The sequence below is a fragment of the Mycobacterium fragae genome (genome assembly GCF_002102185.1).
Taxonomy (GTDB): Bacteria; Actinomycetota; Actinomycetes; order Mycobacteriales; family Mycobacteriaceae; genus Mycobacterium; species Mycobacterium fragae.
In genome coordinates this window covers 162,780-186,187 of the sequence record NZ_LQOW01000005.1, presented here as the reverse complement: position 1 = coordinate 186,187, position 23,408 = coordinate 162,780, and the positions used below count along the sequence as shown (strand labels likewise).

General features: G+C 65.2%; 25 protein-coding genes. 13 read left to right on the top strand and 12 right to left on the bottom strand.

The genetic code is table 11. The features are described 5' to 3' along the window. The first annotated feature begins 35 nt into the window (after positions 1-35). Both AWC06_RS03620 and AWC06_RS03615 read left to right on the top strand, forming a co-directional pair. Positions 36-1,841, top strand: coding sequence for a thiamine pyrophosphate-requiring protein (locus tag AWC06_RS03620; RefSeq protein WP_085194451.1), 1,806 nt, complete (start codon positions 36-38; stop codon positions 1,839-1,841). Beyond that, entirely contained in the window at positions 1,838-4,933 is a 3,096-nt protein-coding gene (locus AWC06_RS03615) for an FAD-binding and (Fe-S)-binding domain-containing protein (RefSeq protein WP_085194449.1), read from the top strand. Before AWC06_RS03620 ends, AWC06_RS03615 begins: the two co-directional genes overlap by 4 nt. 4 nt (positions 4,934-4,937) lie before the next feature. Here AWC06_RS03615 and AWC06_RS03610 read toward each other — a convergent pair whose 3' ends face one another. The 3 genes from AWC06_RS03610 to AWC06_RS03600 all read right to left on the bottom strand — a co-directional run bounded on the left by AWC06_RS03610 (position 4,938) and on the right by AWC06_RS03600 (position 8,701). Beyond that, the gene (locus AWC06_RS03610; RefSeq protein WP_085194447.1) at positions 4,938-6,302 is read right to left on the bottom strand and encodes a 13E12 repeat family protein; all 1,365 of its coding nucleotides are present in this window, start codon (positions 6,300-6,302) and stop codon (positions 4,938-4,940) included. Positions 6,303-6,436: 134 nt separating this feature from the next. Beyond that, entirely contained in the window at positions 6,437-7,609 is a 1,173-nt protein-coding gene (locus tag AWC06_RS03605; RefSeq protein ID WP_085194445.1) for a phosphatidylserine decarboxylase, read from the bottom strand. A 57-nt stretch (positions 7,610-7,666) separates the two neighbouring features. Next, positions 7,667-8,701 carry an SDR family oxidoreductase gene (locus AWC06_RS03600; RefSeq protein WP_085194443.1) on the bottom strand — a complete coding sequence of 345 codons (1,035 nt, stop codon included), beginning with the start codon at positions 8,699-8,701 and terminating at the stop codon, positions 7,667-7,669. A gap of 97 nt (positions 8,702-8,798) precedes the next feature. Between AWC06_RS03600 and AWC06_RS03595 the strand changes: the two genes are divergently transcribed. From AWC06_RS03595 to AWC06_RS03585, 3 genes are read left to right on the top strand one after another with little or no spacing between them, the layout of a single operon-like run. Beyond that, the gene (locus AWC06_RS03595; RefSeq protein WP_085194441.1) at positions 8,799-9,116 is read left to right on the top strand and encodes an ArsR/SmtB family transcription factor; all 318 of its coding nucleotides are present in this window, start codon (positions 8,799-8,801) and stop codon (positions 9,114-9,116) included. Then, positions 9,106-9,597 carry an SRPBCC family protein gene (locus tag AWC06_RS03590; protein ID WP_085194439.1) on the top strand — a complete coding sequence of 164 codons (492 nt, stop codon included), beginning with the start codon at positions 9,106-9,108 and terminating at the stop codon, positions 9,595-9,597. Before AWC06_RS03595 ends, AWC06_RS03590 begins: the two co-directional genes overlap by 11 nt. A 10-nt stretch (positions 9,598-9,607) precedes the next feature. Continuing rightward, positions 9,608-10,222: a maleylpyruvate isomerase family mycothiol-dependent enzyme gene (locus tag AWC06_RS03585; protein ID WP_085194619.1), complete on the top strand. Its 615-nt coding sequence runs from the start codon at positions 9,608-9,610 to the stop codon at positions 10,220-10,222. 21 nt (positions 10,223-10,243) lie between these two features. Here AWC06_RS03585 and AWC06_RS03580 read toward each other — a convergent pair whose 3' ends face one another. The 3 genes from AWC06_RS03580 to AWC06_RS03570 form a co-directional block, all read right to left on the bottom strand. Next, complete coding sequence (locus AWC06_RS03580; protein WP_227371068.1) at positions 10,244-10,687, bottom strand: anti-sigma factor antagonist; 444 nt, start codon at positions 10,685-10,687, stop codon at positions 10,244-10,246. Positions 10,688-11,188: 501 nt separating this feature from the next. Next, positions 11,189-11,845 carry a DedA family protein gene (locus AWC06_RS03575; RefSeq protein ID WP_085194438.1) on the bottom strand — a complete coding sequence of 219 codons (657 nt, stop codon included), beginning with the start codon at positions 11,843-11,845 and terminating at the stop codon, positions 11,189-11,191. Beyond that, a complete protein-coding gene (locus AWC06_RS03570) occupies positions 11,842-12,636 on the bottom strand; it encodes an SGNH/GDSL hydrolase family protein (RefSeq protein WP_085194436.1) in 795 nt (264 codons plus the stop codon). The genes AWC06_RS03575 and AWC06_RS03570 overlap by 4 nt, the downstream gene beginning before the upstream one ends. A 35-nt stretch (positions 12,637-12,671) precedes the next feature. On the opposite strand from AWC06_RS03570, the gene AWC06_RS03565 reads away from it, so the two are divergent. After that, on the top strand, positions 12,672-13,472 hold the full coding sequence (locus AWC06_RS03565) for an IclR family transcriptional regulator (RefSeq protein WP_085194434.1): 801 nt from the start codon (positions 12,672-12,674) through the stop codon (positions 13,470-13,472). A gap of 72 nt (positions 13,473-13,544) precedes the next feature. Here AWC06_RS03565 and phtC read toward each other — a convergent pair whose 3' ends face one another. The 5 genes from phtC to AWC06_RS03540 are packed head-to-tail and all read right to left on the bottom strand — an operon-like array spanning position 13,545 to position 17,140. Beyond that, positions 13,545-14,258, bottom strand: coding sequence for a 3,4-dihydroxyphthalate decarboxylase (gene phtC, locus AWC06_RS03560; RefSeq protein WP_085194432.1), 714 nt, complete (start codon positions 14,256-14,258; stop codon positions 13,545-13,547). Continuing rightward, complete coding sequence (gene hcaB, locus AWC06_RS03555; RefSeq protein ID WP_085194430.1) at positions 14,255-15,061, bottom strand: 3-(cis-5,6-dihydroxycyclohexa-1,3-dien-1-yl)propanoate dehydrogenase; 807 nt, start codon at positions 15,059-15,061, stop codon at positions 14,255-14,257. The genes phtC and hcaB overlap by 4 nt, the downstream gene beginning before the upstream one ends. After that, entirely contained in the window at positions 15,058-15,288 is a 231-nt protein-coding gene (locus AWC06_RS03550) for a dihydrodiol dehydrogenase (RefSeq protein ID WP_085194428.1), read from the bottom strand. The genes hcaB and AWC06_RS03550 overlap by 4 nt, the downstream gene beginning before the upstream one ends. Continuing rightward, positions 15,285-15,815, bottom strand: coding sequence for a 3-phenylpropionate/cinnamic acid dioxygenase subunit beta (locus tag AWC06_RS03545; protein ID WP_085194426.1), 531 nt, complete (start codon positions 15,813-15,815; stop codon positions 15,285-15,287). The genes AWC06_RS03550 and AWC06_RS03545 overlap by 4 nt, the downstream gene beginning before the upstream one ends. Then, entirely contained in the window at positions 15,812-17,140 is a 1,329-nt protein-coding gene (locus AWC06_RS03540; RefSeq protein WP_085194424.1) for an aromatic ring-hydroxylating dioxygenase subunit alpha, read from the bottom strand. The genes AWC06_RS03545 and AWC06_RS03540 overlap by 4 nt, the downstream gene beginning before the upstream one ends. 265 nt (positions 17,141-17,405) lie before the next feature. On the opposite strand from AWC06_RS03540, the gene AWC06_RS03535 reads away from it, so the two are divergent. Then, entirely contained in the window at positions 17,406-18,368 is a 963-nt protein-coding gene (locus AWC06_RS03535; RefSeq protein WP_085194422.1) for a Rieske (2Fe-2S) protein, read from the top strand. After that, a complete protein-coding gene (locus AWC06_RS03530) occupies positions 18,365-18,850 on the top strand; it encodes a hemerythrin domain-containing protein (protein ID WP_085194420.1) in 486 nt (161 codons plus the stop codon). The genes AWC06_RS03535 and AWC06_RS03530 overlap by 4 nt, the downstream gene beginning before the upstream one ends. Before the next feature lie 2 nt (positions 18,851-18,852). Here AWC06_RS03530 and AWC06_RS03525 read toward each other — a convergent pair whose 3' ends face one another. After that, complete coding sequence (locus AWC06_RS03525) at positions 18,853-19,539, bottom strand: class I SAM-dependent methyltransferase (RefSeq protein ID WP_264032954.1); 687 nt, start codon at positions 19,537-19,539, stop codon at positions 18,853-18,855. Between the two features lie 175 nt (positions 19,540-19,714). Between AWC06_RS03525 and pcaH the strand changes: the two genes are divergently transcribed. The 5 genes from pcaH to pcaC are packed head-to-tail and all read left to right on the top strand — an operon-like array spanning position 19,715 to position 23,388. Further along, positions 19,715-20,464, top strand: a complete 750-nt coding sequence (pcaH, locus tag AWC06_RS03520; protein WP_085194416.1) for a protocatechuate 3,4-dioxygenase subunit beta — start codon at positions 19,715-19,717, stop codon at positions 20,462-20,464. Continuing rightward, a complete protein-coding gene (gene pcaG / locus AWC06_RS03515) occupies positions 20,452-21,006 on the top strand; it encodes a protocatechuate 3,4-dioxygenase subunit alpha (protein ID WP_085194414.1) in 555 nt (184 codons plus the stop codon). The genes pcaH and pcaG overlap by 13 nt, the downstream gene beginning before the upstream one ends. After that, positions 21,003-22,229 carry a lyase family protein gene (locus tag AWC06_RS03510; protein ID WP_085194412.1) on the top strand — a complete coding sequence of 409 codons (1,227 nt, stop codon included), beginning with the start codon at positions 21,003-21,005 and terminating at the stop codon, positions 22,227-22,229. The genes pcaG and AWC06_RS03510 overlap by 4 nt, the downstream gene beginning before the upstream one ends. Continuing rightward, a complete protein-coding gene (locus AWC06_RS03505; protein WP_085194410.1) occupies positions 22,226-23,011 on the top strand; it encodes an alpha/beta fold hydrolase in 786 nt (261 codons plus the stop codon). The genes AWC06_RS03510 and AWC06_RS03505 overlap by 4 nt, the downstream gene beginning before the upstream one ends. Then, on the top strand, positions 23,008-23,388 hold the full coding sequence (gene pcaC, locus AWC06_RS03500; protein ID WP_085194408.1) for a 4-carboxymuconolactone decarboxylase: 381 nt from the start codon (positions 23,008-23,010) through the stop codon (positions 23,386-23,388). Before AWC06_RS03505 ends, pcaC begins: the two co-directional genes overlap by 4 nt. The last annotated feature ends 20 nt before the right edge of the window (positions 23,389-23,408 follow it).

The window sequence follows — 23,408 nt, the reverse complement described above, 5'->3', positions numbered from 1 at the left end:
ACCCAGCAAACCGACAGCGCACTCAAGGAGTACCCATGCCTAAGACCGCCGACTTCATCCTCGACCGCTTGCGGCAGTGGGGAATTCACCGAATCTACGGATACCCGGGCGACGGCATCCTGTCGATGCTGGGTGCGCTGGACCGGGCCGGGGGAGACCCGGAGCTCATTCAGCCCCGGCATGAGGAGATGGCGGCTTTCATGGCGACCGGTCACGCCAAATTCACCGGAGAGATCGGCTGTTGTCTGGCCACCTCCGGCGGCGGGGCGATTCATCTGCTCAACGGCCTCTACGACGCCAAGCTCGATCACCAGCCGGTGGTGGCCATCGTCGGTCAGCAGAAAAGGATGTCGCTGGGAGCGGCGTTCCAGCAGGAGATCGACCCCAATTCGCTGTACAAAGACGTCTCGTCGGACTTCGTTCAGACCTGTATGGCGCCGGAGCAGGCGCGGCACCTCGTCGACCGGGCCTGCAAGGTCGCGCTGAACAACCGCACCGTGGCCACGATCATCCTGCCCGAAGACGTGGCCGAAACCGATGCGGTGCCGTCGCCGCCGCGGATGCACGGCGCGGTGTTCACCAGCATCGGTTGGACCAAACCACGAGTGATCCCGCCGAAGTCGGAATTGGAGAAGGCCGCCGAGATCCTCAACGAGGGCAAGAAAGTGGCCATCGTTGCCGGGGTTGGTGCCGCCGAGGCGGCTGACGAGGTGGTTCAGGCGGCGGAGCTGCTTGGCGCCGGGGTGGCCAAGACATCGTTGGGACGCGCCGTGTTGCCGGATGACCTGCCTTATGTCACCGGGCCGATCGGGCTGTTGGGTTCGACCGCCAGCGAGGCCATGATGTCGGATGCCGACACCCTGTTTTTCATCGGCACCAGCTTCCCCTACGCGGAGTGGCTGCCCAAGGAAGGGCAGTGCCGCGGTGTGGAGATCAACCTCGACGGCCGGATGATCGGGACGCGCTATCCGATGGAGGCCAACCTCGTCGGCGGCTCCAAAGAGACGCTGCATGAGCTGATTCCGCTGCTGCAGCGCAAGGACGACCGGTCTTGGCGGTCCAAGATCGAGAAAGAAGTCAAGGAATGGTGGGCGGTGCTCGACAAGCGCGCACACGACAAGGCCGACCCGCTCAACCCCGAGCTGGTGGTGCACGAGCTGTCGCAACGACTGCCAGACAACGCGATCCTGACCACGGACGCGGGCTCGGTGGCCAATTGGTGGGCACGGCATCTGAAGTTGCGTCCGGGCATGGCGGCATCGTTGGCGGGAAACCTGGCCACGATGGGGCCGGGTACGCCGTATGCGATCAGCGCCAAGTTGGCCCACCCGGGGCGTCCGGTGATCGCGCTTGTCGGTGACGGTGTGTTCCAGATGAACGGGCTGGCCGAGATGATCACCGTCAAGCGGTACAAGGACCGGCTCTCCGATGGCCCGCTGGTCTTCTGCGTGTTCAACAACCAGGACCTCAACCAGGTGACCTGGGAGCAGCGGGCGATGGGCGGGGAGCCGAAATTCGAGGGCTCTCAGTATATTCCGGACGTTCCGTACGCCGAGTTCGCCAACCTGCTGGGTTTGACCGGTATCCGCTGCGACAGCCCCAAGACCATCGGTGAGGCCTGGGAGCAGGCGCTGGCGGCCAAAGGCCCGGTGGTGCTGGAAGTCGTGGTGGACAAGGACATTCCGCCGGTTCCGCCGCACATCAAGAAGATGATGGCCAAGAAGACGGCGAAGGCGGTGCTCAAAGACCCCGACCGCGTGAGCATCGGCAAGAAGGGCGCCAAGCAGAAGATGCACGAGTTCACCGAGTCGATCAAGCAGACGGTCAAGGGCGACGAATGACGCAGACGATTCCGGCCCGGCCCGACACGCGGTTCGTCGCCGGGATGGCGGCGGTCGACAAAGTCAACGTCGCCGGGCTGGAAAGCCAGCTGCGCCGGCACGTCAGCGGGGAAGTCCGGTTCGACACCGCGACTCTGGCGATGTATGCCAACGACGCGTCGAACTTCCGTCAGGTGCCGATAGGTGTGGTCGTTCCCAAGACGCTCGACGACGTCGTCGAGACCGTGCGGGCCTGCCACACCTATCACGCGCCGGTGCTGTGTCGCGGCGGAGGGACGAGTCTGTCCGGTGAAACCGTCAATGTCGCTGTCGTCATCGACTTTTCGAAGTATCTCACCGACATCCTCGACATCGACGCCCAGCGTCGACTGGCGACCGTGCAGACCGGGGTGATCAACGAGCAACTCAACAGGGCCACGGGCGAGTACGGGTTGGTCTTCGGCCCAGACCCGTCGTCGCATTCGCGGTGCACGTTGGGGGGCAACATCGGCAACAACTCCTGCGGTGTGCACTCGATCCAGTCGCATCTGTACGGGCCGGGACCGCGGACGTCGGACAACACTCATGAACTCGACGTCGTCACGTACGACGGCGCGCGGTTCACGGTCGGCGTCAACGAGGAGGACGATCTGGACTCCATCATCGCCGCGGGCGGCCGGAAGGGCGAGATCTATGCTGCGCTAAGGGATTTGCGCGACGAGTACGCCGAGGACATCCGCAAAGGCTATCCGGACGTCGACGAGCTGCCGCGCCGGGTGTCCGGATACAACCTCGACGAGCTGCTGCCGGAGAAGGGCTTCAACGTTGCCCGCGCGTTGGTGGGCACCGAAAGCACCTGCGCGGTGGCGCTGACCGCGACGGTGATGCTGACGCCGGCGATGGTCCACCGCACGCTGGTGGTGATCCAGTACGACTCGATCGGCGAGGCCGGCGACGCGGTGCCAGACCTGATGGCGTGGAAGCCGATCGGGCTGGAGGCGGTCGACAGTCTGCTCGTCCACAACCAGGAGCTCACGGGCGCCAATGCCTCGGGCCGCGCGGCGCTGCCCAGGCTCAAGTCCGATGGTGCCTGGGTGTTCATGCAGTTTGGATCCGACGAGCCGGGCGAATCACTGCGCCGCGCAGAGGAATTCGTCGGCTGGCTGCGCAAGAAGAAGGACTACGACGACGACCGCATCGTGCTGGCTCGCAGCAAGCAGGACGGCGGAAACAGCGACGAACTGTGGTCGATCCGGGAGGCCGGGCTGGGGTCGACGGCATTCCCGGCCGATAGCGGCGATCACTGGCCGGGCTGGGAGGACTCGGCCGTGCCGCCGAATCGGGTCGGCGACTATCTGCGCGACCTGCAGCAGCTCTACGCGGACCATGATCTGCGCGGCGCCATGTACGGCCACTTGGGTGAAGGCTGCATCCACTCCCGGATCAGTTTCGACCTGCGCCACAAGGACGGACTGGCGACTTACCGGCATTTCATGGAGGCCGCCGGCGACCTGGTGGCGTCCTACGGTGGCTCGATGTCCGGTGAGCACGGCGACGGCCAGCAGCGCGCCGAGCTGCTCGGCAAGCAGTACGGCCCGCGGCTGATGGAGGCGATGCGCAAGTTCAAGCTGATCTGGGATCCCGAGTGGAAGATGAACCCGGGCAAGGTGATCGACCCGTATCGGTTCGACGAGAACCTCAAGCTCGGCACCGACTACAACCCCCCGCGGCCCAAGGTGAAGTTCGCCTACGAGGTGGATGGGGGCGATTTCGCGCATGCGGCGCTGCGCTGCGTCGGCGTGGGCAAATGCCGGGTGCCCGATGCGCAGATGACGATGTGCCCGAGCTATCAGGTGACGCGCGAGGAGAAGCACTCCACCCGCGGGCGCGCCCGGCTGCTGTTCGAGATGCTGCGCGGCGAAGTGATCACCGACGGCTGGCAGTCCGCCGAGGTGGCAGACGCGTTGGACCTGTGCCTGGCCTGCAAGGGCTGCACCAGCGACTGCCCGGTCGAGGTTGACATCCCGACCTACAAGGCCGAATTCCTCTACCACCACTTCCGGTCGCTGCGCCGGTGGCGGCCCCGCTATGCCTACGCATTCGGGTTCATCGACCAGGCCGCGCGGTTGGCCAGCGCTATCCCCGAGCTGGCCAACTTTGCCACTCAGACGCCGGTGCTGTCGCGAATCGCCAAGGCGGTGGGCGGAATCGACCGGCGCCGGCCATTGCCGACCTTCGCCCCGATGACATTGCAGCAGTGGTTTTCGGGGCGTCCGGTGGTCAACGCCAGCGGGCCGCGGGTCGTCCTGTTCCCGGACACGTTCAACAACCGGCTGCACACCGATGTCGGGGTCGCCTGCGTCGAGGCCATCGAAGCGGCCGGTTGGCGGGTGATCATGCCAACCGGCCACATTTGTTGTGGCCGACCGCTTTACGACTACGGATTCCTCGACGTCGCGGAACGCTATCTGCGTGACGTGTTGTCGCAGTTGCGTGACGAGATCCGCGCCGGCACACCGATCGTGGGTATGGAGCCCAGCTGTCTGGCGGTGTTCAAGGATGAGCTGCCGAAGTTGTTGCCACATGACGACGACGCGGATCGATTGGTGCGCAACAGCTATCACTTCGCGGAGTTCCTGACGAAGTTCGATGTCGAGCTACCAACGATGTCGGGAACGCAGGCTCTGCTGTGGGGGCACTGTCATCAGCGAGCCACCGGTGGTGTCGACGCCGACCAGCAGGTTCTGGAGAAGATGGGTGTCGACGTGCAATCTGTCTCCGGCGGATGTTGCGGGTTGGCCGGCTCGTGGGGTTTCGAGCAAGGTAAATACGACATCTCGATGGACTGCGGCGAGCAGGCATTGCTGCCGGCGATTCGCAAAAACCCGGGTGCGCTGGTGGTGGCGAACGGGTTCTCCTGCCAGACCCAGATCAGCGACGCCGGCGTGGCGACCCCACTGCATCTTGCGCAGGTGATGGCCGGCGTCCCGCCCGGACGCCCGGAGCCCTCGACGCGCGTTCGAGCCGCGCGGGTGGGCATACCGGTGGCCGCGATGGCATTGGCGGGTGCCGGAGCCTCCTGGGCGTTGGCATCTGCACTGCGGAGGCGTTGAGCCGCTACGGATCCCCGTCGTCTTCGTCGTCTCGCAATAGCTTTTCGGGATGATGGAACCGATTGATGCGTGGTTGGCCGTAATCCAAATGCGGTGGCGGGATCCATTCGGTGTCGCCGTTGGCGTTCTTGCGGGTGGTCCAGCCTTGTTCGGCCAGCGGGTGATGGCCGCCGCAGCCTAATGTCAAGTCGTTGACGTCGGTGGTGCGGCATTGGGCGTAGCGGGTGCAGTGGTGGGCTTCGCAAAAATAGCCCGGCACGTCGCAATTGGGGAATGAGCACCCGCGATCCTTGGCGTAGAGCACTATTCGCTGTGCGGGTGAGGCCAGCCGCTTGCTGTGATAGAGCCCGAGCGCCTTGCCCTTGTCGAAAATGGCTAGGTAGTGATGCGCATGCGAGGCCAGCCGGATCACATCGCTCATCGGCAGCAAAGTGCCGCCGCCGGTGAGCGCTTTTCCGCAACCGGATTCGAGCTCGGCGAGCGTGGTGGACACGATGATGGTGGCGGGTAGCCCGTTGTGCTGACCCAAATCCCCGGAGGCCAATAGCGCGCGCCCGGCGGCATTGAGCGCATCATGGTTGCGCTGGCCGGCACTTCGGGTGTCTTGTTCGATGGCTTGCTGCGAGGGGGTGCCGCCCAGACATGGGGTGGGGTCCTCGGGGTTACACATGCCCGGGGCGGCCAGCTTGGCCATCACCGCGTCGATGGTGGCGCGTGCCTGCGGGGTCAGATACCCGCTGATCGGGCTCATGCCGTCGATGTCTTGCTTGCCGATGATGATCGAGCGGCGGCGCGCCCGGTCGGTGTCGGTGAAATCCCCGTCGGGGTTCAGACAGTCGGTCAGTTTGTCGGCCAGCTTGGCCAGCTGGTCGGGCCGGAACTCGCCGGCCTGGCGGGCGAGCTGGGCTTCGGCTTTCTCCCGCGTCTCGACGTCGACGACGTCGGGTAGCCGGTGATAGAAACCGCGGATCACCGCGACATGGCCGGTCCCGATGGTCCCGGCGCGTTGGGCTTGGGCGGTGGCGGTCAGCACCGGCGGCAGGGGTTCGCCGGTCAGTGCGCGGCGGGGGCCGAGATCGGCGGCCTCGCCGATGCGCCGCGACGCTTCGGGACGCGTGATGCGCAACCGCTCGGCCAACGCAAACCGCAACTTGCCGCCCAACTCGGTCTCATCGGCCTGTTCGGCAACCTGGTTGATCAACGGGTGCTCGACGGCTGGCAGCTGGCGGCGCAGCGTTTCGCAGCGCTCCAACATCGCCAGACACTCACGGGTGGTCAGCGTGTCGAAGGACAAGTCCAGAGCGCGTTTCAGGTATGCCGCGAGCCCGTCGAAAACCGCGACGATCTCCTCACGGCTACTCGAACACATGTTCGAAGGATATCAACGGGGTCTGACTCGTGCTGGCACCCAAGGTCAGGTCTGTGGATAAAGCTCCGACTGTGGATGGCTTACTGCGGTTGGCGGCGGAACCGGTGAGCCGCAAGAGGTTTCAACGCCAACGCTCAACGGGGGCTGCAGCGGGCCACCGGGGTGCCGACGAGCCGGAACTCGTCGCTCTTGTCGATCTGCGGATTCACTCCCTCTTGGAAAAGGATGATGATGTCCGAGCCGCCGAACTGGAAGTAACCGAACTCTTCCCCTTTAGCCATGTGTCTGCCTGCGACCGATGTGAGGACGACCGACGACACGTGAGCCATTCCCACCGGGATCACCGCGACAATGCCGATATCGCCGCAGTCGGATTCCGAGGTGTCGATGGTCACCACTCCACGGGTCTGCGAAAACTCGTATCCCGTACTGGCGCTGTCGCTGCCCCGGAGCTGGTGATCTTCAATGATCACCCGCATGAAGACCTTGCCGTTGATCCGGAAGGACTCTTTGACCAGCCCGCCAACCGGTAGGTGGTAGCGGTGGTAGGCGTGCACCGGCAGCATGTAGTGGACGAACGTGCCACCGGCAAAGCTTTCGCCATAGCTGCTGCCTTCCATGAGCTGCTTGATGTTGCCGTATTTGTGGTTCTTGAGCCTGATGTCCGGGACATTCGAGTCGGCGTCGATGTCGTACGCGTGCTGAAAACTGCAGTCCGCCGGTCTCGTAACCACCAGATTGGTGGCGGGCTCGGCAATCGGACGTAGCCCGCCGTTGATCTCACGCGCGATGAACTGGTTGGCGGTCAGCCAGCCGCTGGGCGCGTTCGGCACGCCGTCGACCAATGATTCATCGATGCGGTATTCGGGAGCGTCGTCGATGAACGATTTCAAGACTTCTGGGCTGAACGACTCCGGAGTGTCCAGAAAGCTGCCCCACTGCCGGGCGAATTCGGTGATCCACTCCCGAAAAACGGCGGAATCCTGTGGCGCCTCCTCGCCGACCTTCTGATCGACGAGGAAGTAAAAGTGGCTCATCCGATCGCTGACTTCCTGGGACTGGCTCTTCTCGTTCTTCCAGGCATCCGCATCCGACTCGTGGGGGACCCATCTGACGAAGCGCTTGAGGTAGTTCTCGTACTCACCGATATTGCGAGGCCACTCCAGGGCCGCGAACAGCTCCGAATCGAGTTCCGCCTCGGCCGATTTCCGGGCCTCGGCCAATGACCCTTCAACTAGATCGGCAAGGCCCTTTTCCTTTTCGAGAGTGTCTCGGAGTTTTTCGATGATCGCGTCCGGCTCGCCCATCTGATTGAGGTACCCGCCGGGGGCCGTAGTTACCCGCCGGGGAGTTGCGGTCATGAGCTATCGCTGAAGACGTCGACGGCCCCAGTCGTAAATCGCCAGCGCGGAGGCCAGCACGCCCGCGCCCAACAGCGATCGGCGATGCCGGGTCAACCAGAATTGCGCGCTGTGCGCGTGGGATTGGTCGTCGAAAACGCCATGTGCCCCATAGTCGTCGCCGCCGGGCCCGTCCAGGGGCTCCCATAGATTCGCCGGCTGACCCGACCGGACCTTCTGATCGGTTTGTTGCGAGTCGTACCCGGTCCGCGCCAGATAGCGGTCGAGCAGCGCCGGCACCAGCCGTTGGCCCGCGATTGTGCCGACCGTGGAGGCGCCCACCCAGTACTGCTTGCGGCGAGGGTGGTCCAGCGCGTGCAGCACACCGCGCGCCGCGACCTCCGGCTGATAGATCGGCGGCACTGGCTGGGGATGTTTGTCGAGACGTGAAAGGACCCAAGAGAACTGCGGAGTGTTGACCGCCGGCATCTGCACCACGGTGACTCGAACCTTGCTCTTCTCATGCATCAATTCGGTCCGCAGCGATTCGGTGAAACCGTTGACCGCGTGCTTGGCACCGCAGTATGCCGACTGAAGCGGAATCGCGCGGTCGCCCAGCGCCGACCCCACCTGAACGATGACGCCCGAATTCCGAGGGCGCATTCGCTTCAGCGCCACCATGGTGCCGTATACGAAGCCCAGGTAAGTGATCTCAGTGACCCTGCGGAATTCCTCCGGCTTGATCTCGGCAAAGGGGGCGAACACCGAGCTGAATGCGACGTTGATCCAGGCGTCGATCGGGCCGAACCGTTCCTCGACGCGTTGTGCCGCCTGTTCGACCGCGTCGTAGTCGGAGACGTCGGTCGTGATCGCCAGCGCCTCACCACCCGCCGCACGCACATCGGCAGCCGCCCCCTCCAATCCCGTCTCGCCGCGGGCGAGCAAACCGAGGCGCGCACCGCGTTGGGCGAGCAGTTGCGCGGTTGCGCGACCGATTCCCGCGCTCGCCCCGGTGACGACGACGACTTGCGAACGTTTGAAAGCGCCCTTGATTCCCATGGCTTTACGATGTCCCGATCCGGTAGCCGGTAAACATGAAACCGTTAGTCCTGACGAACCGTTGACAGCCACTTACCGTTCGTGCACACTTACCGACATGCCCGCCTCCGTCGACGCCGTGCTGGACGCCTTGGGGGACCGCACCCGGCGCGAAATACTGGAGAAGCTGTCGTCGGGCCCGATTGCCGTCGGCGTGCTGGCCGACCAGCTGCCGGTTTCGCGGCCGGCGGTGTCGCAGCATCTGCGAGTGCTCAAGGACGCGGATCTGGTCGTCGAGTCGATCGCCGGGACCCGCCGGCTGTACCGCATCAATCAAACCGGACTGCAGGTCGTGCGCGACTACTTCGACCGGTTCTGGGAAACCACGCTGGACAACTTCGCGATTCTGGCCGAGAGGAGCAAGGATGAGCACTGAATCCGCCGCTGTGGTCGAGGTTGTGCGATCGCTGAGCGTGCCGCTGTCGCAGGCCCGTGCCTTCGAGTTGTTCACCGCGCGAATGACCGACTTTTGGCCCAAGGAACACTCCATCGGAAGTTCGGAGATCGCCGAGGTCGTCGTCGAACCCCGCGACGGTGGGCGCTGGTTCGAGCGCGGCGTCGACGGCAGCGAGTGCCCGTGGGGTCGTGTGGCGTCATGGGACCCACCCCGAAAAGTCGTGCTGCTCTGGCAGATTGGTGCCGACTGGCAATACGATCCGGACTTCGAAACCGAGATCGAAGTGACGTTCACAGCGGAGGACGCAAACCGCACCAGGCTGGATCTGCGCCATCAGAACTTGCAGCGCTACGGCGACAACACCGAGCAGATGCGAGCCATCTTCGACGATCCCGCCGGTTGGGCTGGGACACTGGCCAACTTCGCCGACCTCGCTGCGAAGGCCGGCTCCGGTGAATGAGCCGACGACGATGCAGATGGCCTGCGAGGAACGCGAAGACTTCGCGGAGCTGCTCGCCGGACTATCGCCGGAGCAATGGGAGCAACCCAGCCTGTGCGAGCACTGGCGGGTGCGCGACGTCGTCGCTCACGTGCTCAGTTTTGAGGAGCTCAACCGCTGGGAAGTGGTGCGGCGCTTCGTCAAAGGCGGATTACTGACCAACCGCATCAACGCGATCGGCGTCGCCGAGTACGCCAGGCGCACGCCCGAGCAGCTCACCGAGCTGATGCGCGCCTCGATCCCTCCGCGTGGTTTCACAACAGGCTTCGGCGGCATGATCGCCCTCGTTGACGGCATGATCCACCAGCAGGACATTCGGCGACCCCTGGGCATCTCGCGTGTCATTCCGCCGCAGCGCCTGCAGCGTGTGTTGAAGCTCGCGCCGCGTGCTCCGGCATTACGCGGTGCCTGGCGGGCCCGAGGCGTGCGGTTGGTTGCCACGGATGTCGACTGGACCCATGGCAAGGGGCCCGAGGTCAGCGGTCCGGGGGAGGCACTGCTGATGGCGATGGCAGCGCGACCGGACGCGCTCAATCAATTGGCCGGTGCCGGGAAAGAGATTCTCGCGCGCCGCATTTGCCCTTAGGCGGCAGCGGCTGGACCTGGACTACCAGTCAGCCGGAGCCGACGCCAATAGGGCGGCGTCCACGGTGGCGTCAACCGGCAGCAGTTCGCTGAGGCCGCAAGCGGCGACGATCCGGGCGACAACGGGTTGGCTGCTTACCAGCCGCAGCGCCAGGCCGCGACGCCGGCAGCGCTCTGCCTCTTCGGCGAGTGCGGCATAGGCGCAGCAACCCATGAAATCCAAGCCGCTCGTGTCGACGACAAGCGGTCCGGGCGGGCCGGCGTGGGCGGCTGCCTCGCTCAACAGGCGCCGCCAGGTGACTTCGTTGGAGGCGTCCAATTCGCCCCCGGCGTTGACGATCACCGCCGAACCGCTCCGCTCGGTAGTGGTCCGTAATGTGCTCCGCGCCTGTGCCAGCTCTGAAATGAGCCGGCTGCTTAGCATGATGTGGCTCGCAGACGGTTCTGCGATGGCAAAACTGCTCATGGTGAACTCCTCATCGGCAGACGCTTCGCGTCAGCGATATGGGATGCCCGCCCTGCGTGCCTGAAGACAGACGTTGAATTAGCAGATCTCGTTTTTATAACACCTTAACGGTAGAAATGTCCATCGAACGTTGCCTAAGAATCTGGTGAGGCCAGGTGAGTTGGCGGGACACCGGACGACGTCGGGGGCCGCGGCCCTGGTCGGCGAGCGAACGTTTGAACACAGATTATGCAATCTGCTCCTGGCGCCCGGGGGGCGCAGTGACTGATTGGCAATGGCCGCCCAAAAGTCAGCTGAACATCGGGTTTTCGACGGGCAGACGACTACCTGGCGATCGTCTCGGTGGTTCGTGAAACGTGCGTGGTGAGGCGCAGATGCGAACGTCTGGCAAAGCCGCGGACGACCATTTGCTGCTTATCTCGGACCGCCTTCTCGGGCCGGTAACCGGACCGCGACGACCCCGAGCGCTGGTTTGCCAGAGGGGGGTCTGGGGCCGTAGGGCTAGGCGGTGGTCTGTCCGGACTCGCGGCTGTGCTCGGCCTCCAGCTCGGCAATTGCGCGGGAGGTGCGTTCCCGCAGCACGACCGCGATGATGACGCCGCAGACGACCGCCACGAGCAAAGCTATCCAGGAGAAGCGCGTCAGCCACCGTTCGGCCGCCACACCCGCGAAATACACCAGCGCGGTGGTGCCGCCCGCCCAGCACACTGCGCCCGACACGTTGGCCACCAGAAACCGGGGGTAGCGCATCTTCAGCGCCCCGGCCAGCGGCCCGGCGAAGATTCGCAGCAGCGCGATGAACCGCCCGAAGAACACCGTCCGCGAGCCCCAGCGGTCGAATAGCCGCTCGGCGAACATGACGTGCCCCGGGCTGAAGTGGCGCGGGAAGCGCCGGCCCAACCAGTCGAACAGCGGCATGCCCAGCCGGCGGCCGATCGTGTAGCCGATCGAGTCGCCGATCACCGCCCCGATCACCCCCGCCGCGCCGACCCCGACCGGGTTGACCGCTAGCGCATGCCGTGACGACAACAGCGCGGCGCTGACCAGCACGATCTCGCCGGGCAGCGGGACGCCCAGGCTCTCCAACCCGACCACCGCGCCGACCACGAAATAGACCGTAAGCGGGGGGATCGATTGCAACAGGGCATCCACCGTCATGGTGTCAAGAATGCCTGACCCACGTATTCCAGGCGCGGGCGCTTGGGTTCCCGCCCGTCGGCGGACGAGCGCCCGCGTACGCGTCGCCACATCCACGGGATGAGCATGTTCTGCGTCCAGCGCAGCTGTGCATACAACCGCGCTGCCGTCGAAACAGGCACCGCCACACCACTCGATCGGGCCCAATCATGGTTGCTTGCAGGCAGATTGAGGGCTTCCGCCGCGGCGGCCGCGAACAGAATGTGTCCCTTGGTGGATGCGTGAATCCGGTCGGCGCTCCAGGTGTCCAGCTCTTGCATGGAGGCTGCGGTATAGAGATCGACCAGCCCGAATCCGTGTCGTTGGGCGCCGGCGCGGATCGCGTCGTTGATGCGGGTTACTCGCGACTCGATGAGGCGGCCGACTGGCACAAGCTTGGCGACGTCGGGAAAGGTCGTCGTCAGAACGGTTGCCCCTGATTCCGCGAGCCGTGCGTGCAGCCGTTCGAGGTCGATCAGGGCTTGGTCAAAGGAGCGTCCGGGTCGGGTCACGTCGTTCATGCCCACGCACGAGGTGATCAGATCGGGCCGCATCGACAGCGCTCGGGGAAGCTGGTCGTCCAGGACATCGCGGATCCGCATACCGCGGATGGCCAAATTGGCGTATTTCAAGCCCGGATACAGCCCGTCGAGCATGACGGCCAGCCGGTCGGCGAAGCCGACGAGCCCGTTTTCGTCGTCGCCGTCCCACAGTCCCTCGGTCTGGCTGTCGCCGATGGCCACGTAGCGGCGGTATGGGTGTTCGATAGGCATGCTGCTCGTACCGTAACGCAGGTAGGTTCTCTGTCATGCAGAAAAAGGCGCGGCGAGCAGTCGGCGCGCGGGCCACCGATTCGCTTGCCCCGCAGTACCCGATCGAGTCGGTCGACAAGGCGTTGAAGCTACTGCTGCTGTTGGGGGAGCGGCCCGAGATTCGGTTGAGCGAGGCGACGCGGTATTTGGGTGTGGCGTCGTCGACCGCGCATCGGCTGCTGGCAATGTTGGCCTATCGCGGTTTTGTCCGCCAGGACCCGGTGTCGAAGGCCTATCTGCCCGGTCCGGCGTTAACCGGTGTGGCGTTTGCGATTTTCGGCCGCGTTGACATCGCGGGGACGGTCACGCCGGTCCTGCGCGGCCTGAGCGAGCATTTGCGCGAGACAGTGCACGTCGGGATGCTCGACGGCGCCGCGGTCCGTTTCGTCGCCGCGGTCGAGGGCCCGGCCGCCGTGCGGGTGGCCTCCCGGCTGGGTCGCACCTTGCCGGCGCATTGCACGTCGACCGGCAAGGCCATGCTGGCGCAGTTGCCGCAGGCGGAATTGCGTCAGCTGCTGCCCGACGAGGAACTGGAGCGCGTCACCGACCGGTCGATCGGCAGCCGAACGGCGTTGGAAGCCGAGCTTTCTCGGGTGCGCGAGCAGGGCTACGCCGTCAACCGCGAGGAGAGCGAAGAAGGCGTCGCGTCGGTGGCGGTGCCCATACCTACCCGAGCGCCCGGGTTGCGGTTGGCGCTCAACGCCGCAGCGCCGCAGCATCGGCTGCACAAGTCGCAGTACGCGTCGGTGGCTGCCGTGCTTGTCAAGGCGGCCAAGGAGATCGGCGATCAGCTCTAACGGTCGAACGTCGAGTTGTTGCGAGAATTTGGCCGAAATCGCCCGACAAGTCGACGCTCGGCGGGGACGGCGTTACCCGAGGCGGGCGAGCTCGTGGCGCCATGCCGCGTCGACGGTGAAGCCCGGCCCTAAATCCGGGAGATCCTCCCAGTCCCGGTCGTCGATATCGTGCAACGCCCCGCCGGCTGCGCGTACCCGTAATGCCATGCGGGCCAACGCGTCGAGGCTGATGGCCTGAAGTACAGCGTGCTGCACCGTGGTCGCCGCGCTGGTGATTCCGTGGCCACGGCAGATCACCACCGGCCGGCCGCGCATCGCGGTCACCATCTCCTTGCCCAACTGGGTATTTCGGATCAGCACCGCGCGTTCGTAGACCGGCACGCCGCCGCGAGCAAGCCAGGCGCCGGGAATGTCGTACGCCCCATAGATCGGCCGGATCGTGATGCCGGCGAGATCGGCGGCGACGACGGCGGGCGGATGCAGATGCGCGACCGCCCGGTGTTCCGGGTTGGCGAGCATGGTTTCGACGTGGATAGGCAGCTCGTTGGGAACCCGGTAGCCGTCGAGTTCGCCTGCGGCACCGGCACTCCCGTCGAAGCGGATCAGCCGGATATCGGTAGGCCGGGTGAATGCCACACCGCCGTCGGTGTCGCTGCGGCACCGGACTAGTAGCCGTTCGTCGTCGACCCGCAGACTCAGGTGACCGAGGACGCCGTCGACCAAGCCGCGCGCCGCCGCGACCCGGCACCCCTGTGCCACCAGCGCGCGTTGTTCGTCGAAAATCATGGCGGCGCCTGTTTGGGTGTCCCCAGCGCGAATCCGCCATCCGGATGGGCGGTTTCACCGGTGATCCCCCGGGTGCGGTCGGAGGCGAAGAACACGAAGCTCCACGCCTGGTCTTCGGCGGAGAGTGCGACGTTCAGTGGTGTGCGCGCTGCCAGCTCGCGGGCACGGTTCGGAGCATCGTCGAGGCGGGTGCTGTGCTGTCCGAAAGTGCTCAGGCCGCGAAGGTCGGTGTTCATCGTGCCGCCCGGCGCCACCCCGTTGACCCGGATCTGGGGTGCCAGCTCGTAGGCCAGCGCGGCAACCAGTCCGCGCACCGCGAACTTCGACGACACATACAGCACTCCGCCACGTCCGGGATAGAAGGATGACGCGGATTCCGTCAGCACGATCGATGACCCCTCCTCGTCTTGCAGTGCTGGAACGGCTGCCTTGACCGATTGCAGATGGCTCAGCACGTTGGTGTGAAACATCTCGTCGAAGCCTGACTGCAGGTCGTCAGCATCGATGTCGCCGATTCCCTTGTAGAAGTCGAAAATGCCGACGCAATTTACCAATGTGTCGAGCCCGCCGAAGGCCTCCACCGCAGTCGCGACCGCCAGATCGTTGGCTGCGCGGGTGATGGCGTCGCCCTCGACCACCGGCACCTTCTTCAGCTTGTGCCGAAGTGCATCGCATTTATCCGCATCCCGTTCGAGCACAGCGACTTTCGCCCCTTCGGCACGGAACGCGTCGACGACAGCTCTGCCGATCCCGGACCCGCCGCCCACCACCAGCGCCCGCTTGCCGTCCAGCCAGCCGCTCACCGTTGTTCGCCTTCGTCGGGCAGCAGCGGGCCGTTGACGTTGCCGACCATCGCGGCCAGCGTTCGGGCGTTCTGGCGCGTCAGCGCCTCCACCTCGAGGGCATCCAAGGTGATCCACCGTCCGGATTTGGGCGCCGTGATCAGCAACCGTGAGCCGTTGCGGGTGTCGACGCGGCGCACCTCGACCTCGGTGAATTCGTTCGCAATGGTAAGCGGTTCATCGTTCACAGGAACACCGCCAGATTCTGCATTCGGAGCACCGACTCGTCGACCATGATTATGCGCCGGGCGAGTTTCCATCCGTCGCCGGATTGGCGCAATACGTCTTCGCGACCACAGGACACCAGCGCGGCCTCGTTGACGTCGCCGCGGCTGCGAAACAACAGCTCCGCGGATTCGACGACCAGATGCGCATCGTCCTCGCCGGCGAACGTGCGCACATTGGTGATGTAGTGGCGCAGCCGCGACGGCGGGTCTTCGGTCCAGGCGTGCTCGGTGCGGAACCGGGCCACGCGTCGGCCCAGCGAGTACTTGTCCTCGTCGAAGTGCGCCATACCCGGCGAGGTGTCAAACCCGGCGCCCAGCGCGGTCGTCACCCGCACCGGCATCAGATAGCGAATATCGTCGGTGAGGGTGTCCAGCCACGCCTCGTATTTTTGGGCATCGAGCAGGTAGGCTTCGTCGACCAGGAACTGGTGCGCCTGCAGATGCCGAATATCGTTGAACGGCAGCGGTTTTCCAACAGACTGTGTCATGGCCTCTCCAGGTAGGCGGCCCACAGCCGCAGCAGTTCGCGCTGGTTGTGCTCGTTGTAGCCGACCTGCGCACGCCCCGGCCCGTGAAATGCCGTGGCGGGCAGCGTGTCGACGACCGGGCGGTCGTCGCAGAGCAGGCCCATCCGGCTGTTGAGCAGCAACCGGCGCGCCATCGAGCCGCCGGCGGTGGTGGTCAACGACACCCAGTTCTCCACGTCGTCCTGTTCGAACATCCCGGTCGATCCGAAGCACATGAGGTAGGCCTTGTAGGAGTTCTCCTTGTACTCCGGCGGTGCGGCGGCGTCCACCGCGAACCATGAGCACACCTCGGTCTCGTTCTCGCTGACCGGCTGCCAGAGGCGGATCGAGATGAACGGCAGCACTCGGTCACTTCCGGGCAACTTCGGCCAGTTGTGCACAAAACTGAGGTTCGGGAAACATGATGCGGCCGAGATCATGAACCCGTCGTCGCCGACCATTCGCTGTTGCTGTGGCGACCAGACGTGTCTGATCCGGTCGATCATTTCGTCGGGGTAACCGACGTAATGCATGCGTTCGTCGAATGTGCCCGGCGGAAGTTTGTAGGTGGTTCCGCCGCCGCTGTGCGCCCAGTAGGTGGCTCCGTCCTTGCGTTTTTGGGCTTTCGGCTCGCGGAAGAGGTCGATGTCGACGATCGACGCGTGGGTGTGCGGGGTGTGGTACATGTCGCCGGCGAAGTTTTCGGCACCGATCTTCCAGTTGGCCTTGATCCGCCAGCGCTGCGGCCCGTGTACTTCCAGGCCGTCACGGCTTTGCTTGGTGTAAAAATCCAGATAGAACCGAAAATCGCCGAGGAATTCCTCCAGCGGCTCGGCGTGTGCATCCATGCTGATGAAGATCAGCCCGTTGTAGCTCGCCAGACTCGGTGCGGGCAACAGGGTTTGGCCAGTTCTGGGAAAGCCGTCGTCGCCGCCGTAGGCCTCCCGGTGGAACGGAAGACCAGTGAGCCGGCCGTCGTTGCGATAAGTCCAGCCGTGGTAGGGGCAGCGGAAGTTGGAGGCGTTGCCCATTTCTGCGCGGCACACCTGCATTCCGCGGTGCAGGCACATATTGAACAAGGCCCGTACATTGCCGTCGCCGTCACGAGTGATGATGAACGAATCATCGAGCACTCTGCGCACGACATAGTCGCCGTCATGCGGAATCTCCGATTCGTGTGCCACGAACACCCAGGCCCGGCTGAAGAGTCGCTCCTTCTCCAGCTCGAAGAGCTCTTTGTCGTTGTAGATGTGCGCGGGGATCATCCCGCGCCGGACATTGTCGATGACGTTTCCGAGGGCTGTCATTTCTCTGGCTTCCAGAAGCTAATTCTGTAATCTAGAATGCCTCACTGGCGCGCCCATCGTCAATGCGCTGATGAAAAGGTTTCTGCGCCAAGGGTTTACACAATGTGGACAGTTCCTGAGATGCCGGAGGCCTGAGCCTTCCGGTACGGTGGTGACCGGATGTGAACCGCACGTGCGTATTGTGTGAGCAGCTGTGCTTGAAATTATCGAAGATAGTGCGTGCGTTATACCAGAATGTCTCCGTATTTGAGGAAGGACTGATGCCGTGGTTGCGGGGTCTCCGGAGAGGAAGTTCCAGAAGCGGGGGGAGCGGCTGCTGTCGTTCATTGGGCGTCAGGAGTGGTTGGACCGGCCCAGTTACCGCTTCGAGCACTTCCTCAGCATTGCCTTCAACGCGTTGGGCGGTGCCCGCGATCGGGTCACCAATGCGCTGAACGGAGTGTGGCTCGGCCATCCGGTGCATCCTCCGCTCGCGTCGCTGACCAGTGGCGCCATCGGGACGACGGTGGGATTGGACGTGCTCAGTCTGCTGCCGGGCCGGCCGAAGTCGGAACTCCTCGACGCATCCCGGTTCGCTTCGCGCGCATTGGGACTGGGGATTCTGGCGAACCTGACCTCGGCGGTCACGGGTGTCACGGATTGGCAGCACACGCACGAGGAAGATCGCCGCATCGGTTTGGTGCACGGCCTGTTGAACGTGCTGGCGACCGGTCTCTACGTGATGTCATGGTCTGACCGCCGCCGCGGTCGGCACCGCCGGGGGATAGCGATCAGCGCGCTCGGCTACGGCATCACCGTCGCCAGCAGCTATATGGGCGGGGCGTTGGTGTTCGAGTCCGGCATAGGCATCGACCAATCCGGTCAGCGGCTGCGCACCGCGGACTGGACACCGGTGCTGCCGGCGGAGTCGTTGACGAACGGGAAACCGCAGCGGGTCGAAGTCGACGGCGTGGGCCTGGTGCTGTGCCGGACCGGTGACGGGGAGATAGCGGCGTTCGGCGAGTTCTGCCCTCACCTGGCCGCCCCGATGACCGACGGGTGGGTCGATCGCGGGCGGCTGGTATGCCCTTGGCACGGTTCACGATTCGATCTCTGCTCCGGAGAGGTGCTGCGGGGCCCATCAGCGGCGCCGTTGCCGCGCTATCAGACGCGGATCAGCGACGGGATGATCGAGCTGCGCGGCGACGGCCAGCACTCGCTCCCGGCCGGGAAGGGAATTGCGAAGTGAACGCCTACACCGTGTTGCAGGACCACCACAAAGTACTCAAAGGGCTGGTCCACAGAATCTCCTCGACCCCCGCGACCGCGCCCGAACGCCAGGAATATCTCGACGATCTGCTGGTCGAACTCGACATCCACTTCCGCATCGAGGATGACCTGTACTACCCGGCTCTGGCGGCAGCCAGCACATTGATCGCCATTGCGCACGCCGAGCATCGTCAGGTCATCGACCAGCTCTCCGTGCTGTTGCGCACCTCGCCGACCGCACCGACCTACGACGACGAATGGCGTTCCTTCGCGACCGTTCTGGAGGCGCACGCCGACGAGGAGGAGCGCGACATGATCCCGGTGCCCCCCTCAGTGAAGATCACCGACGCCGAGCTCGAGGAGCTGGGTCACCAGATGGCCACCCGCATAGAGCAGCTGCGGGACTCCACCGGTCACAAACTCCGGGTGAAGGGCAGAAAGTCGCTGTTGCGAGCGCTGTAGCGTTAGCCGCCAACGGGTTTGGTGCGGCGGCCGATTCCCGCCATCATCATCGGTGTCAGGACCCGCCGGTCCTCGGCGAAGCGAGCGGCTGCCGCGTCGGCATCTTCGCGCGACAGTAGGCCGGCGTCCACCACGGCGTCGCGCACACTCTCGAAGGACAGCCTGAAGAAGTCGAAGCCGGGGGAGCGGGAGTCGATCACCAGGGCGCGGCCCTCGCCGCGAACATCGGCGAGTCCGGCGGCGGCCATGTCGGCGACCACACGGCGGCCGTACCGCGGCTCGAATCCGGCTTGCTGCATCAACCCGAAGACCGCCTCGGTCACATGGTCGAACTGCGGGTCGGCGTCCTCGAAGCCGAAGCCGGTCCAGTCATAGTCCTCGATGACCAACCACCCGCCGGGCCGCAGTGCGGCGACCAGCCGGTCGAGGATCTGCCGGCGCTCGGTCAGGTGCTCGAGCACCAGACGGGCATGCACCACGTCGAACTCGCCACTCGGCAGCGGGTCGGTCCGGATATCGACGTGTCGGACCTCGATGGCGTCGGACGCGAGCGGCTCGATGAATCGGGTGTCGATGTCGATCGCCAGCACCATGGCGCCGCGCTCGGCCATCCACTCGACCAGCGAGCCGCCGCCCGCGCCGACCTCCAGGCATCGTCGGCCGTCGCCGACGCCGAGCTCCTCGAGCAGGGCCCGGCTGCCCGGGTCCCACAGGCTTTCGATGCCCTCCAGCCGCGTTGCTCCTCGGAGAACCCCTGGTCATAGATGTAGCCACGCTCCATGGGACCAGACTATTGGGCGCGCAGCGCGGAAATACCGCGAAGACGGTTGAGGGCAGCCGATTTTGGCGTTAGCGTCAGTTTTGATGAAGGCTGCAGCCGAGTCGGCCCGCACCGTGTCTCAGCGTGAGATTACGGCGCAGATCGACCGCATCGCAGCTGGTCACCGCGGAAAACGAGATGAGCCGCGGCTTGACTACCCGCCCTACCGAAGCAGCTTGCTGCGGCATCCGCGCTCGCCGTTCGTCCGCGTCGACCCCGACGAACTCGAGCGCTGTGCTCCGTGCTTCGGCCGCGAGGACGTCGACCCCCTGGATGCCGACCTCACCGCCGGCCATCCTGGCGAGCCCATCGGCGAGCGCATCATCGTGACCGGGCGGGTGCTCGACACAGCCGGGAGGCCGCTCGCTGGCCAACTCGTCGAGATCTGGCAGGCCAACGCCGCCGGCCGCTATCACCACGAACGCGACCAGCACCCGGCGCCGATCGATCCGAACTTCATCGGAGTGGGCCGCTGCCTCACCAAACCCGATGGGACATACCGATTTCTGACCATCAAGCCTGGTCCCTATCCATGGCGTAACCACCAGAACGCCTGGCGTCCGGCGCACATTCACTTCTCGGTGTTCGGAACCGCCTTCACCCAGCGCTTGGTCACTCAGATGTACTTTCCGGGCGACCCGTTGTTCAGCCTGGACCCGATCTATCAGTCCATCGTGGATCCCATTGCGCGCCAACGACTTGTGGCCACCTATGACCATGACGTTACTGAGCCTGAGTACGCCATCGGTTACCGGTGGGACGTCGTGCTGGGACGGCGGCCATGCCTGAATTAGCTTGCACCCCAGGGCAAACGGTCGGACCCTTCTTCCACCTCGCATTACCGTATCCCGGTGATAGCCAGTTGGCCGGCGACGGGCAGGCCGGCGCAATCCGGTTACACGGAACGGTCTACGACGGCGCCGGCGAGCCAGTGCCCGACGCCTTGGTCGAACTGTGGCAGCCCGGCCCCGACGGCAGCATCGCACGGCGGGCAGGCTCGCTGCGACGCGACGGCGAAACGTTCACCGGGTGGGGCAGATGCGCGACCGACACCGCGGGGCAGTACAGCTTCATCACGTTGACACCCGGGACGGCCGGCGGGCGAACCCCGTTCTTCGCGATCACCGTGTTCGCCCGCGGATTGTTGGACCGGCTGTTCACTCGCGCTTACCTGCCGCATGCCGATCCGGCAAGCGACCCGCTGCTGGCCGCTCTCGACGCGGCGCGGCGCACAACCCTGATCTGCGCCGAAGAAAACGGCGGATATCGCTTCGACATCCACTTGCAAGGCGCGAACGAGACTGTGTTCCTTACACATTGCGGTGTTGCGGGATGACGAATCTGTTGTGGCCGGGAGACCAGCGCGCCGGTGACCTGATGACTGATGCGGCGCTACTGGCGTCGATGGTCGCGGTGGAGTCGGCGTGGCTGAGCGCGCTCGCCGCCGCCGGTCTGGCTCCGGACGAGTGCGCCGGAGCCGATCTCGGGCGGCTGGTCGGTCCCGGGGACTGCGAGACACTTGCCGCCACCGCGGAGGACGGGGGCAACCCCCTCATCGGCCTGGTGGCGCTGCTTCGGGAGCGGGCCACTCCGCAGCTCAGCCGGTGGATCCACCGCGGCCTCACCAGCCAGGACGTCATCGACACCGGACTCATGCTGGCTGCCCGCGCCGCCCTCGATCAGCTGATATCACAACTGGCCGAACAGATTTCAACACTCTCCGCACTAGCCACAACGCACCGGGGCACACAGATGGTGGCCCGTACCCTGACTCAACCTGCAGTGCCCACCACGTTCGGCGCCAAGGCCGCTACGTGGTGCAACGGCGTCGTCGACGCGTATCAGCAACTCAGCGCATTGCCCACCCCGGTGCAGATCGGCGGCGCCGGCGGAACACTGGCCGCGACAACCGAATTGGCCACTCTTACGGGTCGTGACAATCCCGCCGAAATCTCCGCTCAGTTGGCGCAGACCGTTGCGGCCACTTTGGGTTTGGACATCCGGATGCCGTGGCACACCACCCGCACGCCGGTGACGGCGGTGGCCGATGCGCTGGTGGGCTGTACCGATGCCTGGGGACGTATCGCGTCTGACGTCGTGACGCTGGCCCGTCCGGAAATCGGCGAACTGAGCGAACCTGCCACAGGCGATCGCGGCGGATCGTCGAGCATGCCCGGCAAGCGGAACCCGGTGCTGTCCATCTTGATACGCCGGGCCGCGATTTCCACACCGCCTCTGGCCGCGACCCTGCACACCGCCGCCGCCCTGGCCAACGACGAACGCCCCGATGGCGCCTGGCATGCCGAATGGGACACGCTGCGCACGTTGGCCCGCCGAACCGTCGTAGCAGGCTCCCAGTGCAGCGAGCTGCTCGCCGGACTGCAGGTCCATCCCGACCAGATGGCCAAGAACCTCGGCAGCGCCGATGTGCTCGGCGAACAACGGGCCATTGCCGAGCTGGCCGGAAAAGCCCCGTCCGCGAACTACTTCGGTGCGGTCAACCCGCTGATCGCCGAGAGCCTGGATCGCGCCAAGCGGATCGTCAAGGAACTGCAGTGAGCGCGCCCCTAATTCGTGGATCCCACCTCGGGGGCTCACCGGACCTGCCGCCGCTGGTGGTCGGACCGTCGCTGGGCACCTCAGTGGCCGCCCTGTGGTCGGGGGTTGCCCGACGCCTGGCCGGCATCTACCACGTCATCGGCTGGGACCTCCCCGGTCACGGCGCCAGCCCGCGGCCGCACGATGCCTTCACCATCGAGGACCTCGCTGCCAGCGTCGTCAAGCTCGTGGAAGAGCGGATCGGCAAGCGGCCCTTCACGTATGCCGGCGTCTCGGTCGCCGGGGCGGTGGGACTTCAATTGCTGCTGGGGCATCCCGAGCGCGTCGTGTCGGCCGCGCTCATCTGTACCGGCGCGCGGATCGGCGACCCGGATGACTGGCAGTCGCGGGCGAAGGTCGTGCGAACCGAGGGCCTCGGGGAAGTCGTGGCGCTGTCGATTCGACGGTGGTTCGCCCCGGGCTTCTTCGAGCGTGATCCGGCCTCGGCGCGGGCGCTGCTCGACACGTTGCGCAGAGTCGACGACGACGGTTATGCGCGTACCTGTGAGGCGCTGGCCGAATTCGACGCCCGGCACCGCCTCAGTGAGATCGACACGCCGATCGTCGCCGTCGCCGGTGCGAATGACACTGCAACGCCACCGGATTCGCTGCGCTACATCGCCAGCAACGTCACCCGGGGACGCTTTGTCGAGGTGCCTCGCGCCGCCCACCTCGCACCGGCCGAGCAGCCCGACCGAATCGCCGATGTGTTGGCGAAGCTGAGGAGATTGGGGGCCAGATGACGGCCGACCGCTACGACCGTGGCTTAACCGTCCGTCGGGAAGTGCTCGGCGACGGTCACGTCGAGCGCGCCGACGCGCAGATCACCGACTTCACGCGTGACTTCCAAACGCTGATCACCGAATACGCGTGGGGCGCAATCTGGACGCGACCCGGTCTCGACCGCCGAAGCCGCTCGATGATCGCGCTGACCGCGCTGATCGCCCGGGGACGCGACGAAGAGCTCGCCGCTCACATTCGCGCTGCGCTGCGCAATGGGCTGTCCAGAGACGAAATCAAAGAAGTTCTCTTGCAATGCGCGGTCTATTGCAGTGTGCCGGATGCCAACAGCGCCTTCCGGATTGCTCAAGGCGTGTTCGACGGCATCGACGCGCAATAGCTTCAGACTCGCGGACGTTC